Origin of the sequence: Haemophilus sp. CCUG 66565, assembly GCF_001679495.1 — a bacterium.
Lineage (GTDB): Bacteria > Pseudomonadota > Gammaproteobacteria > Enterobacterales > Pasteurellaceae > Haemophilus > Haemophilus haemolyticus_K.
The window spans coordinates 14,803-30,909 of sequence record NZ_LZOX01000018.1 but is presented as its reverse complement, the minus strand read 5'-3'; the positions used below and the strand labels follow the sequence as shown (position 1 = coordinate 30,909).

Genomic DNA, 16,107 nt, shown 5'->3' with positions numbered 1-16,107 from the left:
TTATTGTTGATGCTCGGCTTTTGCCGGTTTATCTTCAGATTTTTGCATTGTATCCTCTACTTTCGGCATACTTTCAACCGCTTTATCTGTCTCAATTTCTACTTTTTGTACATCTAATGGTAAGCGATTAAGATATTTATCAAGCAATGTTAAACTCGCCAATTGTTCTGGAACATCCACATAAATAGACAGTTCTGACAATTCATCCACAGATTTTAAGAAGTTCTGCGTAGTTTCAGAATTTGTATCAAAATAGCTACGAACCCAAGACGACACAGCATCTAAAGATTGTTTATAAAGCTCATCCTGTTGACGAGGTACAGCCATAATAGCAAGTTGTAAACGTAAACGAATATTTTCACGAAGATAAATATCTTGATTCGGTGCTAATAATTCTTTCTTATTTGCACTTTGTTTTGGCGAAATACGAATAAAATGATTTAAGAAAGAAGTAGCACTTTTTTCAACATTTTGTTGCCAATCCTCAATACTATCGGATAATTTATTATTATTTTCAGGGGTATCATCAAAATTTACATTAAGCACTTGCAACTCATCAACTGTGTTGGCAAGCTGTGAAAGTTTTTGCATCACTGAATTTTGATCCACACTAGAAAGAGAAAGTAATTTCTTCAAATCTTGGTTAATCGCATTACGAACAGAATTAGCTTGAGTATTATTAATTTTAACTAGCGTTTCATCAGCTAATTTCAATAAAGAAATAGCTGTATCAACGTCATTATCTAAAATAAGTTTACGTAGTGCGTTATTCAATAAAAAATCGACTTCAGAGAATAACCAATCATTTGGTTGTTGTGCACTTGCAAGTTGACCCACTTGTTTTATTTGTGCCTGTAAAGTAGTAATTTCTTCCGTTTTACTTTTATTAAATTCTTCTAATTGAATTACTTTTTCCTGCATGGCTTTTAAACCACTTTCCAATTGGCTTACTTGCTCATTTTTCTCATTTGAAGTAACACGAGAAGCTGACTCTCCGACTTGGTTTTCAAGAACAATTAACTTTTTCTGAAAGCCTGTAACTTGTTGTTGGCCAATATAATAACCAGCACCGCCAACACCAAGCGCAATTAAAATAGCTAACAAACTTAATGCTGTACCATTTTTTTTAACTATCGTTTGTTGAAGAACCGGCTGTTCAGCAGATTGTTCCGCTTCCGTTTTTTCTACTACTATTTCAGGGGTATCGCTGACTTGTTCAGTGATATCATTTGATTGATTCTTTGCCATATCAATTCCTTAATGAGTCTTAAGTAAGGTATTTAATAAACTTGTGTTATCTGCTTTAGGAGAAATGACGACATTAGCCCAACCAGCTTCTTTCGTAAAATTAGCAATACGTTGGCTTACAGTAATCAGAGTGCATTGTTTTAACCATACCTGATCATTTTCAGGCACAAATGTTAATAGGGATTGAACAATGTCTAAGCTTGTCGCCACAATAGTATTTACACCTAAACACTTACAAATATTTATTTTTTCTTCTGCATCATAAAAAAGAGGCTCCCGACGATAGCATTCAACATAGCTTACCAATGCTCCACGTAATTCTGCTTGTTTGCGAAAAAAATCTCGACCATTATTAGCCCGTAATATTAAAATTTGTTTGCCTTGCAAAAATTGCATTTCGGGTAACTCTAACAAACCTTCACTGCTTTCAGAACGAATAGGGTAACGCACATTGCGCTCGCTTTGACAAGAAAAATACTGTGCGGTTCGTTCTCCAACTGTAAAGAAATGTAAATCTTTTCTCCAAATATTATTTGTTTTTTTTAATATTTTATCCGCAAAATCTACCGCACTTTTAGAAACCAAGAACACATAATCACCAGCATTGAGTTGATTTAATCTAGTGGGTAAATTAACAAGCTCATAGCCTTCTTCTAGAGTAAATAAAGGCAAATGAAGTGCTGCCACACCTGATTGACTTAACATCTCAACCAATTGTCTACCACGTTCGTCAGGGCGAGTCACTAAGACAGCCATTACTTCCCCCTATTATGCATAAATTCTTGCTAAAATTTTATCAGCACCTTGAGCTAATAACTGTTTAGCCAAAGTACGGCCTAATTCTTCTGCATTTTCTACCGCACTTTTGCCTTCTGCTCGAAGAATCAACGAACCATCTACATCACCCACTAATGCACGTAAATAAATTTCATCTCCCTGTAACACAGCATACCCCCCAATTGGTACCTGACATCCACCTTGTAATGCAGTATTCATCGCACGTTCAGCCAAAACACATGCTGTTGTTTCTTCATCAGCTAGCGCTGCTAATAAATCTTTCACGACTATATCATCCGTTCGGCATTCTATTCCTACGGCACCTTGTCCTGCAGCCGGCAATGACTGTTCCACTTCAATAAAAGAAGCAATTCTAGATGCTAAACCTAAACGAATTAAACCTGCAGAAGCCAAAATAATGGCATCGTATTCACCAGCATCAAGTTTACTCAAACGCGTACCCACATTTCCACGTAAAGAACGAATATCTAAATCTGGTCGAAGCTGTTTTAACTGACATTGACGACGTAAACTAGATGTTCCTACAATCGCGCCCTGTGGTAATTCAGATAAAGAACAGTAAGAATTTGAAACAAAAGCATCTCGTGGATCTTCGCGTTTACAAATCACACTTAAGCCTAAACCTTCAGGAAAAGTCATTGGTACATCTTTCATTGAATGTACAGCAATATCTGCTCGCTTCTCCAATAATGCATGCTCTAGTTCTTTCACAAATAAACCTTTTCCCCCAATTTTTGCTAAAGGTGAATCTAAAATCACATCACCTTTTGTCACCATAGGCACAAGTTCAACAGTTAAATGGGAATGAAGTTGCTCTAAGCGTTCTTTCACAAAATTTGCTTGCCATAAAGCTAAAGGACTTTGACGCGTTGCGATTTTTACAATTCGAGATTGGGTCATAATTGATTCAATTTACATAATAAAATTGCCAATTATCCTATCACCGTTAGGAAAAAAAGTCATTTTGATTGTACTGTGATGATGATTAGCAAAATAAAAGCTCAACTTAATTTTTTGATCTCGATCACAAAATAAAAATAATTATCAAAAAAATATACAAAATAAAAATTCAATATTTATAATAATTATCATTCATATAACTTAAGGAAATCATAAATGAAACAACATAAATTAACCCCTTATGCTCTGTTGCTGATTACTGCAGGCATGTCTGTTACGAGTTATGTTTTGGCTGAGGAGCAATTGTCTGAAATTAAGATTACGGATGAAATATCGTCTGAACATAAAACACAGTCAAATGTTATCCGCACGAATGCAAAAACTATCCAACAAGAAATGATTCGAGATACTCGAGATTTAGTGAGATATACGACTGATGTAGGGATCAGTGACAACGGGCGGTTCCTAAAGGGTTTTTCTATTCGTGGAGTAGAAGGTAATCGAGTTGGTATTAGTGTAGATGGTGTGAATTTGCCTGATAGTGAGGAAAACTCACTTTATTCGCGTTATGGCAATTTTAATCCTTCTCGTTTGAGTATTGATTCAGAGTTAGTTAGAGATATTGATATTGTTCGGGGCTCAGATGCTCTTAATTCTGGTAGTGGTGCTTTAGGTGGCAGTGTTAATTACCATACTTTAGATGCACAAGATATTGTTAAATCCAATAATAAATTTGGTGCCTTATTACGTGGTGGATATGCCAGCAAAAATAGTGAGTGGGTCAGAACTCTAGGTCTTGGGTATGTTGGCGATAAGGTGGATGCTGTTTTGATGTACTCACAACGTACAGGTCATGAAATTAAGAGTAGGGGGGAGGGACCTGAATTTAATTACACAAGAAGTCAACATCCAGATCCTGCTACCCACCGTTTTCATAGTTATTTAGCTAAGGTGGGCTATCAAATTACTCCACATCATAAGGTTGGTGTTGGTCTTAATGGGCAAAAAGGTAGCCGATATGTCGATGAACGTAGCTACACTTCATACGGAAGTGCTTGGCGTGAAGCGGATGATCAAAATAAACGTATTAATGTCAATGCATATTATCTCTATACGCCGGAATCTAATTACTTAGCATTCAGTAAATTAGATTTTGATTATCAAAAAACAGATTTGGCAGCGGTTAACTATAAAGGTCAACGCGATTGGCTAACAAATGAAAAACAATTGAGTGAAGTTTATGATCGTCGGATGAAAACTGTGTTTAAACGAATTTCTGCTGAATTAGAAAGCATGCCATTTAATTTGGGGGGCGAGCATGTCTTCTCTTTTAGAACCTACGCAAGCGAACGAGAATTTAAAAACATTAACCATGATACCAATGAATTTGGATTAGACGACTGGTATACCATTCAAAGACCTGTAAAAACGAGAATATACGGTGCTTCACTAAAAGATCAAATTACATGGAATCCTCGTTTTGAAAGTGGTTGGAGACCAACATTCTCTGCAAATGTTGGTACTCGCTATGATTATGCTAAACTTTCTCCTAAAGCTTTAAATGCGGCCTGTAGTAAGGCTTGTTTAGCAGAAGGGGAACCGGCACAAAGTAGTTTTTCAAATTGGAGCGGTTTTCTAGGTTTAGATGCTCAAACAACAGATACTTGGAAATTTGGCTATCAATTGAGTACAGGTTATCGTATTCCTACTGCCACTGAATTATATTTCAGTTTTACTAATGCTTATGGAACATGGAAATCTAATCCCGGATTGAAGTCTGAGCGCAGTATCAACCATACAGTTTTTGCTAAAGCACAGAATGAAAAAGGTATATTTGATGTTAGTTTATATCAAACTCGGTATCGTGATTTCTTATTTGAGCAAGAAAGTATTATTGAACAGACTCAATATGGACGAACTTATCAAACTCCAGTGCAACAAATGGTAAATGTTGATAATGCAAGGGTACATGGTGTAGAAGTAAAAGGTAGTTTGAATTTAGATACTATTTTTCCTATTCCTCAAGGCTTTAAATTACATGCTGCATTAGGTTATAGTAAAGGGAAGTTATCGAACTCTACCAGTCTACTTTCTATTCAGCCAATAAAAGCTGTTTTGGGGTTAGATTATGAAGATCCAAATGGTAAATGGGGCATTTTTAGCCGATTAACCTATTTAGGGAGCAAAAAAGCAAAAGATGCCAAAACACTTGAAATTAAAGATCGTTGTGTAGCGTGGGAATATGATGATTGGACTGGTGAAGATCAGTGTTCAAAAAAAGAGTTGTACCAATCTGTTGAAAACTATAAATACCTTAATAAATCTACCTATTTAGTCGATTTATTCGGTTTTTATAAAATAAAAGAAGCTATTATATTAAGAGCTGGGGTATATAACCTATTTGATAAAAAATACCATACTTGGGATGCGTTGCGCGGTATTAATGCACACAGCACAACAAATAATATTGATAGAAACGGGGTCGGTCTTGAACGTTTCTATGCACCAGGTCGCAACTTCTCTGCCTCTGTAGAAATTCGATTCTAATTAATTTGTAGGGTGTGTGAATAGTTTTCCATTCACGCACATAAATAATTTGAGTGTATGGATTGTACTAACTTCCATTCCCTACATATAAAGTACGCATAATTCTATGCGTACTTCTTTTTATTTTAGGAGCAATCATTATGATGATAGATAAACGCCTAATTAACACGGTGGCCGATAGTAAAAAATGGATTGGCGTCACAGTGTTGTGGAATTGGGTGGCATTAGTTGGCGGGATTATTAGTGCCGTCGTGTTTTCTTATATTTTACAGGCCGCTTATTTTAAAGAGTTGACGATGTCAAGTGCGGTGGGTTTAGGTGTGATTTTAATTGCGGCATTGGCACTGCGTGCTTTTGCGGGTAAAAAATCAGTGCAGGCATCTTATTTTGCCAGCACAAAAGTGAAGCATGAATTGCGTAGCCTTATCTACCGTAAATTGGCTTCTATGCCGCTTAACCAAGTGAACCAACAATCCACCTCAAGCATTATCCAAGTGGCATCAGAAGGTGTAGAACAGCTTGAAATCTACTTTGGGCGTTATTTGCCGCAGCTTTTTTATAGCTTGCTTGCACCGCTTACCCTCTTTGTTTTCTTGATTTTTTTCAGCTTTAAAACAGCCATTATTTTATTAATTTGCGTGCCGCTTATCCCTATGTCGATCATTGCGGTGAATAAAATTGCGAAAAAACTCTTAGCAAAATATTGGTCCATCTATGTGGGATTAGGCAGCAGCTTTTTAGATAACCTACAGGGTTTAATTACTTTGAAAATCTATCAAGACGACGCTTACAAAGCGAAAGAGATGGATAAAGAGGCTGAGCATTTCCGCAAAATTACCATGAAAGTGCTTACCATGCAGCTTAACTCGGTTTCTCTTATGGATTTACTTGCTTACGGCGGTGCGGCAATCGGGATTTTAACCGCACTATTGCAATTCCAAGATGCACAACTCAGCGTGTTAGGCGTGATTTTATTTATTCTCCTTTCCTCTGAGTTCTTTATTCCGCTTCGTTTGCTTGGTTCTTTCTTCCATGTGGCGATGAATGGTAAAGCGGCTTCAGATAAGATCTTCACATTACTTGATACGCATGTGGAAACCCAACAAAGTGCGGTAAATTTTGAAGCCAAAAATAACGTTCAAGTGGAAATTAAAGATTTACATTTTGCGTATTCTGCAGAAAAACCAGCAATTCAGGGTTTAACTTTAACGATTCAACCAAATCAACTTTCAGTGTTTGTGGGTAAAAGTGGTTGCGGTAAATCAACTTTAGTTTCTTTGTTGATGGGCTTTAATAAAGCGCAACAAGGTGAGATTTTGTTTAATGGACAAAACGCCTCAGAAATAGACCGCACTTCTTTCTATCAAAAAGTATCGTTGGTGAGCCATAGTAGCTACGTGTTTAAAGGCTCGCTGCGTGAAAATATGACGATGGCGAAAATTGATGCCACAGACGAGCAAATTTATGCGTGTTTAGAACAAGTGAATCTTGCCCATTTTGTACGCGAAAATGGCGGCTTAGATATGCAGCTATTAAGCCGTGGCGCAAATTTATCGGGTGGTCAAATTCAACGTTTAGCCTTAGCACGTGCTTTATTACACAATGCCGAGCTTTATATTTTTGATGAAGCGACCAGTAACATTGATGTGGAAAGCGAAGAAATTATTTTGCAGTTCATTCAACAATTTAAACAACAAAAAACCATTGTGATGATTTCTCACCGCTTGGCAAATGCGGTAAATGCGGACTGTATTAACGTACTTGACCAAGGCAAATTGATCGAGCAAGGCACTCACGAAACCTTAATGGAAAAACAAGGTGCGTATGCTGAAATGTTCCAACAACAAAAAGATTTAGAACAAATTAGAGAGGTGGCAAATGCGTAAAAATGGTTTTGTTGTAATGGGGCATTTGTTGAAATTAGTGACTCCACTTGCACATATTATGGCGTTTACCATCACGATGGGAACGCTCGGTTTCCTAGCTGCCATCTTTATTATGGTGCTGGGTGCGATGGGGTTAGTGAATCTCTTAAACTTTGACACCCATTTAAGTTTTTCCGGAATTTTGACCGCACTTATCGTATTGGCGGTGGCTCGTGGTGCATTGCGTTATTTAGAGCAAATGTCAGGGCACTACATCGCTTTTAAATTATTGGCATTATTGCGTGATAAAGTGTTTTCTTCTTTGCGCCGCTTAGCTTTTGTGAAGTTGCAAGATAAACAAGCAGGGCAATTAGTATCATTGGTGACCAATGATATTGAATTGCTTGAAGTATTTTATGCGCACACCATCGCACCAATTATGATCGCTTTCTTTACTTCTGCGATTTTATTGCTGGTCTTTGCACATCTTTCAGGTTGGTTTGTGCTTGTGGCATTGGCTGCGTATTTAACAGTGGGCGTGATTTTACCGATTATCACCACCAAATTGGCACGTGAAGATGGCAGACGTTATCGTGAATTAGTGGGCGAAATGAATGATTTCTTCCTCGACAGCGTGCGTGGTATGAAAGAAATTCAACTTTTTGGCTATGCACAACAACGTTTAGCAGAAATCCAACAACGCAGCCAAAAAATCGATACGGCTTTTGAGCGCATTAAAGATCAAGAAGCGAAAGTCCGTGTTTATACTGAAGTGGCGGTATCTGTTTTCAACATCATTATGCTATTTACCGGATTAATTTTATTTAGCTTAGATAAAATTGATTTTTCTGCCTTTTTAATCGGCGTGATTTTATTGATGTCGAGCTACGGGCCAGTTATTGCGTTAAGTAACCTTTCAAGCAACTTATTACAAACTTTGGCTTCAGGTGAGCGTGTATTAAGTTTGTTAGCGGAAGAACCAGAGTTAAAAGACGTAGAAAGTGCGGTCGATTTGAAGGACGTTTCTTGCATTGATGTGGAGAATGTAAACTTTGCTTACGGCGAAGAACAAATTTTATCGGATGTCAGCTTATCTGTGAAAAAAGGTGAAATTTTGGGTATTCACGGCAGAAGCGGTAGCGGTAAAAGTACCTTGTTGAAATTGCTGATGCGTTTTTACGATCCAAAATCAGGCAGCATTAAAATTAACGGCGAAACCTTACCGAATATCAACACTCGTAGCTTGCGTGACAATATGGCGTACATTACTCAGCAAACCTATATTTTCAACGAAACCATTGAAGAAAATATTCGTCTTGCGCGCCGTGACGCAACGTTAGAAGAGATTATGGAAGCGGCGAAGAAAGCCTCAATTCATGATTTCATTTTAAGCTTACCACAAGGCTATCAAACAAAAATGACGGAATTGGGCGGTAACCTCTCTGATGGTGAAAAACAACGTATCGGTATTGCCCGAGCATTCTTGCATAATGCGCCGATTATCTTGCTTGATGAGCCAACCAGCAATTTGGATAGCTTAAACGAAGCAATGATTTTGAAATCATTACTCGATGTTAAAGCTGAAAAATTGATTATTCTCGTTAGCCACCGCCAATCCACGATGGCAATTTGTGATCAGGTGATTGGTATAGAAAACGGCAGAATGTCCTAAATTAATATAAGAAAAAATCGCACTGTTAAAGGTGCGATTTAATTATATTTTAAAACTAATCTTATAAAAAAGAGCGGTGAAAATTCACCGAGCCTTTAATTTCAAACATAGAAAATATTATTCCCCACGTTTTAACATTCCTTGTTTTTTCAAATTCACCAGAATAATTGAAATTGCTGCAGGAGTGATACCTGAAATTCGGCTCGCTTGACCAATTGAAACTGGACGATGCTGTTCTAACTTCGCACGTACTTCATTAGATAAACCAGACACTTTACTGTAATCAAAATTAGCTGGGATAGCTGTATTTTCGTGGCGTTTTTGTTTTTCAATTTCTTCTTGTTGATGCTCGATATAGCCTTGATACTTAATGGCAATTTCCACTTGTTCTACGGCTTCTCTGTCTTCCATTGCCAGTTTGTATGGCGTTAAAGAAGTTAAAATATCGTAAGTCATTTCCGGACGGCGCAATAAATCTTCACCGTTTGCTTCACGCACAAGTGGGCTACCAAGTACTTTATTGGCTTCTTCTAAATATTCAGAACGCGGATGCAACCAAATACTGCGTAAGCGTTGGCGTTCTTGTTCTATATTTTCCATTTTTTGATTAAAGCGTGCCCAGCGAGCCTCATCGATTAGACCTAATTCATGGGCAATTGGCGTTAAACGAATATCCGCATTATCTTCACGTAATAACAAACGGTATTCGGCACGAGAAGTAAATACACGATATGGTTCTTTGGTACCAAGCGTACAAAGGTCATCTACCAATACACCAGTATAAGATTGATCACGGCGTGGATACCATGCCTCTTTTTCTTGTACGTAAAGACCTGCGTTAATCCCCGCCAATAAGCCTTGTGCCGCCGCCTCTTCATAACCTGTTGTACCGTTAATTTGACCCGCAAAAAATAAACCAGAAATAGCTTTAGTTTCTAATGTTGGTTTTAAATCGCGCGGATCAAAATAATCATATTCAATGGCATAACCTGGTTTAATGATGCGCGCTTTTTCCAAACCTTTCATAGAATTCACAATGCCCATCTGCACGTCAAACGGCAAACTGGTAGAGATCCCGTTTGGATAAACTTCGTTACTGGTTAAGCCTTCTGGTTCCAAATAAATTTGATGTGAATTACGATCTGCAAAACGCATCACTTTATCTTCAATGGATGGGCAATAACGTGGACCAATCCCTTCAATCACACCGGTATACATTGGACTGCGATCCAAGTTATTACGGATAACTTCATGGGTTTGTTCATTGGTATGGGTGATATAACAAGGAATTTGTTGAGGGTGATCATCCACTGATCCCATAAAAGAGAATACCGGTAATACGGCATCACCATGCTGTTTAGCCAATATATCAAAATTGATCGTACGCGCATCAATACGTGGTGGTGTACCTGTTTTAAGACGATCTACACGTAATCCTAGATCTCTTAATCGATGTGAAAGGTTTACAGAAGCAGGATCCCCTGCACGACCACCTTCATAGTTTTCCAAACCTATGTGGATCTTACCGGCTAAGAAAGTACCTGCAGTTAATACCACTGATTTAGCACGAAAAGTTAATCCCATTTTTGTGCTAACGCCTGTAACTCGATCTTGCTCAATCAGAATATCGGTCGCTTCTTGTTGGAAAATATCTAAATTAGGTTGATTTTCTAATGCTGTACGAACAGCTTGACGATATAAAACTCTGTCAGCTTGAGCTCGAGTAGCACGTACTGCTGGGCCTTTACTGCTATTTAAAGTACGAAATTGGATCCCTGCTTTATCTGCAGCATGAGCCATTAAACCGCCCATTGCATCGACTTCTTTTACTAAATGACCTTTACCGATCCCACCAATTGCAGGGTTACAAGACATTTGCCCTAAAGTATCTACATTATGTGTTAATAAAAGGGTTTTAAATCCCATACGAGCTGGTGCAAGCGCGGCTTCTGTACCCGCATGACCACCACCGATCACAATCACATCATAAGTTTCAGTGTAAAACATATCTATCTCTATTTATTCGGATCAAAAAATTGGCGTTATTCTACAGAAATTTAAAACACCTGACAAAAAATAATGGATCTATTGATCCTTTGAAAGATCACGTTTGTATTAGTAAATAAGATCTCTTTTTATATATAAAGATCTTATTATTGTTACTATTAAGATCTTTTGTGATTGTGAGTAACCTTATTCGATCCTTATGGAAACAGGTGTTATAGGATCCAAAGATCTTGTGAAAATGCGATCATTTTCTTTAAAAATCTTGTGTGTAAAATGGAAAGTTATTAACAACTTTATCTTTTCTAAAAGTTACCAAGTGAGTAAAAACAGTTTTATGACAGATTATTTATGAGTTATCCACAGGTAAAAATGAATTTTTATTGAAATCCCTATAATTTAGTTTTTTTAAACAATTAATTTTATTAAATGCACGTTTTATGATTTGACTTTGTAGTTACTACAGGTTTTATGCTTCCTTCAAATCAAATGGTTAAGGAAATAAAATGAAAGAAGTTTCTATAGTAAAAAATTATACTCCTAAAGAATATCAGCAGCATTCATCTTGCCCTCATAGTCAAATCTCTAAAAATAAAATGGTATTAGGCATTAGTTTTGCAATTATTACCTTTTATATGGTTGTTGAATTTCTAGGGGGATATTGGTTTAACAGCCTTACTTTGATGGCTGATGCTGGGCATATGGCAAATGATAGTTTATCTATTTTTTTAGCATGGATTGGATTATTTTTAAGTCTAAGATGGCAAAAATGGTTAGCTTTAATCAATGGAATTTCATTAGTTTGGGTCGCTATTTGGATTTTCATCGAGGCTGTAACACGTTGGCAGGCTCCGATAGAAATAGCCGCTTTGCCAATGTTAGGTGTAGCTTTACTAGGGTTTGGGATTAATTTGTTGGTAGCTTTTATAATGCTAAAAAGTAATCGCCATAATTTGAATATTCGTGCAGCGTATTTGCATGTTTTAGTAGATTTATTTGGTTCGGTTGTTGCTATTATTGCAGGAATAAGTGCTTATTGGTTAAATTGGCAATGGGTTGATGTAGTGGCTAGTGGTATTTTAAGTCTTTTTGTCTTATACAGCGGTATTTCCACAGTTTCTAGAGCAGTTAAATCCTTGTATGATAGTAATACAAATTTGTTATTAGATGACCATTCTCATTAAAGTAAAAAATTGCTTGAGGAAATAATGAAAATTAGTGAATTAAGTAAATCTACGCATACTAATATTGAAACTATCCGCTACTATGAAAAGCAAGGAGTATTGCAGCCATCTAAGCGATTGGCTAATGGTTATCGATATTATGATGAAGAAAGTGTAGAACAATTAAAATTTATCAAAAAATGTCGAACGTTGGGTTTCTCTTTAGAGAATATTAAGGCACTCAATCGTATTAAATTTAGTATGAAAGATCATTATCAAGCAGATCAATTAGTACTTAATAAACTGATTCAAGTGGAAAATAAAATATCTCAATTATTAGAAATCAAAGATTTTTTACAGTCTATTGTTACCGAAAGTGAACATAATGAAGAGGAATGTAAAGCAATAGAAGGATTGAAAAGCGAATGTAATTTGTAAAAATACTGAAAAATTTGACCGCACTTTAGAAGAAAAAATGCCGCCTAAATTTTGATCTTCAGGCGGCATTTTATTTTTCTAATTATTATTTAGATAAATCAATTTGATATACAGCAAATCCAACTTCATCTGTACCCACTTGTTTCATTGGATACTGTGCTTTTTCTTTGATGAATTGAGCTGCTTGTTCGCTTGGTGAGGTTTCAAAACGAACATCTAATTTATCGTTGCCTTTAATTGGCGTAAAGCGCCAGTTTTTATCCGCGCTAGGGTTTACAGAACCTTCTTTTTCACTGGTTACTTTAATGTAATCAGCTAAAATTTGACGGTTTTCATCTGGTGATGCGTAAACAATATGTTGATCGCCAGTGCCTGGGAATTTATTACCGTAAGCACGATAGTTATTCGTTGCAATCAAGAATTCTGCTTTTGGATCAACTGGTTTACCTTGATAAGTGAGGTTCACTACACGATGTGATTCTGGGTTAATTAATTTACATTCACCATCGTAACGAGCAGGTTTGGTTAGATCATATTCATAATTGACACCATCAATCACATCAAAGTTATAAGTGCGGAACCCTTCCCAATCGATTAATGATTGTGGTTTATCACTTGCAGGGTCAATTTGTTTAAACATACCTGCACTGCATTCTAACCATTCTTTTAATTGTTCACCTGTTGCTTTAACAACTACTAATGTATTTGGATAGAGATATAAGTCTGCCGCATTACGGAAAGTTAATTCACCTTTATTTACTTCGGTATAACCTGTAGGGTCATTTTTACGACCACCCGCTTTAAATGGTGCGCCTGCACTTAAAATAGGTAAGCCAGCCATTGCTGCAACACTTGGTGCAACTTTTTCTACATAGGCTTTTTGTGCTTGGTTTACAATTTGAATAGTTGGATCATCTTGTACTAATGCAAGATAGCTGTACATATTATCTGTTGCTTTACCAATAGGTTGAGAAACAAATTTACGTGTCGCTTCGTGAACTGGTTTTAAAAGTGCGGTAATTTCTGGGTCATTTTCTGCAAGTGCTTTTTTATTTTCTGCATCATAAATTGGACGTAGAACCGCTTTTCCAGAGGTAACAATCCATTTACCTTTGTGTTCTGTTAAGCCTAGATCCACTACACTGATATTATTTGCCCAATAGCCTGCCATACTTTCTGGTACACCTTTTACTGTACCATTTACGATGTCTGCATTTGGTGATTTCGCAAATTCTTTATTTGGGAATAAACGGTGTGAGTGTCCAAAAATAACCGCATCAATATGTGGAACATCCGCTAAATAGAATGCAGAGTTTTCAGCGCCTTCTTGATAAGGTTCATCAGATGGGCCAGTGTGAGCTAATGCAACGATAATATCTGCCCCTTTTTTCTTCATTTCAGGGATATATTTTTGTGCTGTTTTTACAATATCACGAGTTTCAACTTTACCTTGAAGGTTCGCTTTATCCCAAACCATGATTTGCGGTGGCACAAAACCGATGTAACCAATTTTTAATTTATGTGTTTTACCTTGATTATCAACAACTGATTTTTCTTGAATGACATAAGGTGTGAAATAAGGTTCTTCAGTTCCTACTTTTACTACGTTGGCATTTACAATTGGGAATTTAGCTTGTTTGATACAGTCAGCTAAATAATCTAAGCCATAGTTAAATTCATGGTTACCTAAGGTTCCTACTTCATAGTGCATAGCATTTAAGCAATCCACCGCAGGGTTAGATTTGCCTTCTTTATAGCCTTGAGCAGCTTGATAATCAGCAATAGGGTTACCTTGAATTAAATCCCCGTTATCAACCAATACGCTATTTTTTACTTCAGCACGTGCTTGACGAATAAGGCTTGCAGCACGAGTAAAACCGAATTTCTCGGTTGGTGCGTCTTTATAATAATCAAAGTCTGTTAAGAAACTGTGAACGTCAGTAGTGGCAACAATACGTAAATCTACATCATGTTTACCTTTTGCTGTCGCAAAACGGCTTGCACTTAATGCAAGAATACTGCTTGCACCGATTTGAATAAAATGACGTCTATTAATCATTGAGTTTTCCTTATAAGGTGAGTAGATATTGCCTTTATTCTAAGAAAAATAGGAGATTCTTAAAATAAAGGAGTAAAAATATTTTTATTTAATTAAACTAATAATCTTTGTACTAAAGAAGTATAAATATTAACCCCAGTAAGTAATTGATTTTCATCAAAATCAAATTCAGCTTCATGATGACCTGCTGTGCGATCTGCACCAAGAATGAAATAAATAGCTTTGCCTCCGTGTTCTTGTACACGTCTACCTAAAATAGTCGCATCTTCACTTGCATTGAAAGCATAATCTGAATTTACGTTATTTATTTGTGGTTGTTCAAGAGATATTTCTTCGATGAGTTTTATAAGTTCAACATCATTATTCATATCCACGGCTTCACCTACAATTTCAGTTTCATATGCGACATCAAAACTTATGGAGATACCTTTGGCTATTTGCATGACTTGTTCAGTCATGTATTCATTAATTGCTTTATTTTCTCCCCGCACTTCTAATTGTAATTCAGCAGAAGATGGAATGACATTTCGTCCTTCACCCGCTTTTAGCACACCTACATTAATTCTTGTCATGCCTTCACCATGGCGTGCAATACCATGAAGTTGAGTGACTGTATGCGCTGCAGCTAATAAAGCATTACGACCTAAATGGGGCGCAGCACCTGCGTGGGCTGGTTTACCTTTATAGCGAATATCAATTTTTGTAGTGGAAAGAAAATTTCTTGGATTAGCAATAACAGTGCCTGTATTCGCGCAAAAACTAATGTGTGAAGAAGCAAAATAATCTGCATCATCAATTATGCCACTTTGTGCAATGGCTGCTGCACCTCGAACACCTTCTTCTGCTGGTTGAAATACAATTTTTACTTTTCCAGTGAGTTTATCTTTGTTCTGAGCGATCCATAATGCTACGCCTAAACCTATTGTAATGTGTGAATCATGTCCACAAGCATGCATAAAACCATCGTTAATTGAGGCAAAACCTTCTTTATTTGGAATATGCTCTGGTGAGCGAGTTTCCGTTACATTCACACAGTCTATGTCAAAACGTAATGCAATAGTTTTCCCTGGTTTACCTGAATCAAATAATGCCACACAACCAGTATATCCTTCCATTTTTTCGAGCCATTTTTCATTGGCTCCATAGGTTTTTGCATTAGCTAAGCCTTTATCTACTACAGTTTGTTTTCGTCCACGAACAAAGTCTGGATTTATAATTTGTTTGCCAAGAAAAATTTCAAAACAACCTAAGTCTTCCAAGTAATCCGCAATGCGAGAAGTTGTCCAAAATTCACTCCAGCCAATTTCTGGAAAACGATGAAATTCACGACGCCATTTAACAAGTTGATTTAAATCTAAGTTCATTTTTTTCTTCCTTTAAAAGTCTATAAAAACAGACCGCACTTAAAAAAAG

11 protein-coding genes are annotated in these 16,107 nt (G+C 36.8%); 5 read left to right on the top strand and 6 right to left on the bottom strand.

The window, feature by feature from the left end; translation table 11 throughout:
- The 3 genes from A9501_RS09170 to hemC are packed head-to-tail and all read right to left on the bottom strand — an operon-like array spanning position 1 to position 2,946.
- Positions 1–1,248, bottom strand: a complete 1,248-nt coding sequence (locus tag A9501_RS09170) for a uroporphyrinogen-III C-methyltransferase (protein ID WP_065265659.1) — start codon at positions 1,246–1,248, stop codon at positions 1–3.
- 9 nt (positions 1,249–1,257) lie between these two features.
- Positions 1,258–2,004, bottom strand: a complete 747-nt coding sequence (locus tag A9501_RS09165) for a uroporphyrinogen-III synthase (protein ID WP_065265658.1) — start codon at positions 2,002–2,004, stop codon at positions 1,258–1,260.
- Between the two features lie 12 nt (positions 2,005–2,016).
- Entirely contained in the window at positions 2,017–2,946 is a 930-nt protein-coding gene (gene hemC, locus A9501_RS09160; RefSeq protein WP_065265657.1) for a hydroxymethylbilane synthase, read from the bottom strand.
- Positions 2,947–3,213: 267 nt separating this feature from the next.
- Between hemC and A9501_RS09155 the strand changes: the two genes are divergently transcribed.
- From A9501_RS09155 to A9501_RS09145, 3 genes are all read left to right on the top strand, one after another.
- A complete protein-coding gene (locus A9501_RS09155) occupies positions 3,214–5,493 on the top strand; it encodes a TonB-dependent hemoglobin/transferrin/lactoferrin family receptor (RefSeq protein WP_306452817.1) in 2,280 nt (759 codons plus the stop codon).
- A 140-nt stretch (positions 5,494–5,633) separates the two neighbouring features.
- Positions 5,634–7,379: an ABC transporter ATP-binding protein/permease gene (locus A9501_RS09150; protein ID WP_065265655.1), complete on the top strand. Its 1,746-nt coding sequence runs from the start codon at positions 5,634–5,636 to the stop codon at positions 7,377–7,379.
- The gene (locus tag A9501_RS09145; protein WP_065265654.1) at positions 7,372–9,030 is read left to right on the top strand and encodes an ABC transporter ATP-binding protein; all 1,659 of its coding nucleotides are present in this window, start codon (positions 7,372–7,374) and stop codon (positions 9,028–9,030) included. The genes A9501_RS09150 and A9501_RS09145 overlap by 8 nt, the downstream gene beginning before the upstream one ends.
- Positions 9,031–9,147: 117 nt before the next feature.
- Here the strand turns inward: A9501_RS09145 and mnmG are convergent, their stop codons facing one another.
- Complete coding sequence (gene mnmG / locus A9501_RS09140) at positions 9,148–11,037, bottom strand: tRNA uridine-5-carboxymethylaminomethyl(34) synthesis enzyme MnmG (protein ID WP_065265653.1); 1,890 nt, start codon at positions 11,035–11,037, stop codon at positions 9,148–9,150.
- A 503-nt stretch (positions 11,038–11,540) separates the two neighbouring features.
- Here mnmG and A9501_RS09135 point away from each other — a divergent pair.
- A complete protein-coding gene (locus tag A9501_RS09135; protein WP_005638352.1) occupies positions 11,541–12,218 on the top strand; it encodes a cation diffusion facilitator family transporter in 678 nt (225 codons plus the stop codon).
- 24 nt (positions 12,219–12,242) lie between these two features.
- Entirely contained in the window at positions 12,243–12,635 is a 393-nt protein-coding gene (locus A9501_RS09130; protein WP_005635322.1) for a MerR family transcriptional regulator, read from the top strand.
- 85 nt (positions 12,636–12,720) lie between these two features.
- On the opposite strand, the gene cpdB is transcribed toward A9501_RS09130, so the two are convergent.
- Both cpdB and A9501_RS09120 read right to left on the bottom strand, forming a co-directional pair.
- Entirely contained in the window at positions 12,721–14,694 is a 1,974-nt protein-coding gene (gene cpdB / locus A9501_RS09125) for a 2',3'-cyclic-nucleotide 2'-phosphodiesterase (protein ID WP_005635324.1), read from the bottom strand.
- A gap of 92 nt (positions 14,695–14,786) precedes the next feature.
- Positions 14,787–16,058 (bottom strand): M20 family metallo-hydrolase, encoded by a 1,272-nt coding sequence (locus tag A9501_RS09120; RefSeq protein ID WP_065265652.1) that lies wholly within the window; start codon positions 16,056–16,058, stop codon positions 14,787–14,789.
- Positions 16,059–16,107 lie beyond the last annotated feature (49 nt).

What these genes read in the sequence shown, in the direction of transcription:
- A9501_RS09170 (WP_065265659.1), bottom strand. Translation starts at nt 1,248, where the DNA reads ATGGCAAAGAATCAATCAAATGATATCACTGAACAAGTCAGCGATACC.
- A9501_RS09165 (WP_065265658.1), bottom strand. Translation starts at nt 2,004, where the DNA reads ATGGCTGTCTTAGTGACTCGCCCTGACGAACGTGGTAGACAATTGGTT.
- hemC (WP_065265657.1), bottom strand. Translation starts at nt 2,946, where the DNA reads ATGACCCAATCTCGAATTGTAAAAATCGCAACGCGTCAAAGTCCTTTA.
- A9501_RS09155 (WP_306452817.1), top strand. Translation starts at nt 3,214, where the DNA reads ATGTCTGTTACGAGTTATGTTTTGGCTGAGGAGCAATTGTCTGAAATT.
- A9501_RS09150 (WP_065265655.1), top strand. Translation starts at nt 5,634, where the DNA reads ATGATGATAGATAAACGCCTAATTAACACGGTGGCCGATAGTAAAAAA.
- A9501_RS09145 (WP_065265654.1), top strand. Translation starts at nt 7,372, where the DNA reads ATGCGTAAAAATGGTTTTGTTGTAATGGGGCATTTGTTGAAATTAGTG.
- mnmG (WP_065265653.1), bottom strand. Translation starts at nt 11,037, where the DNA reads ATGTTTTACACTGAAACTTATGATGTGATTGTGATCGGTGGTGGTCAT.
- A9501_RS09135 (WP_005638352.1), top strand. Translation starts at nt 11,541, where the DNA reads ATGAAAGAAGTTTCTATAGTAAAAAATTATACTCCTAAAGAATATCAG.
- A9501_RS09130 (WP_005635322.1), top strand. Translation starts at nt 12,243, where the DNA reads ATGAAAATTAGTGAATTAAGTAAATCTACGCATACTAATATTGAAACT.
- cpdB (WP_005635324.1), bottom strand. Translation starts at nt 14,694, where the DNA reads ATGATTAATAGACGTCATTTTATTCAAATCGGTGCAAGCAGTATTCTT.
- A9501_RS09120 (WP_065265652.1), bottom strand. Translation starts at nt 16,058, where the DNA reads ATGAACTTAGATTTAAATCAACTTGTTAAATGGCGTCGTGAATTTCAT.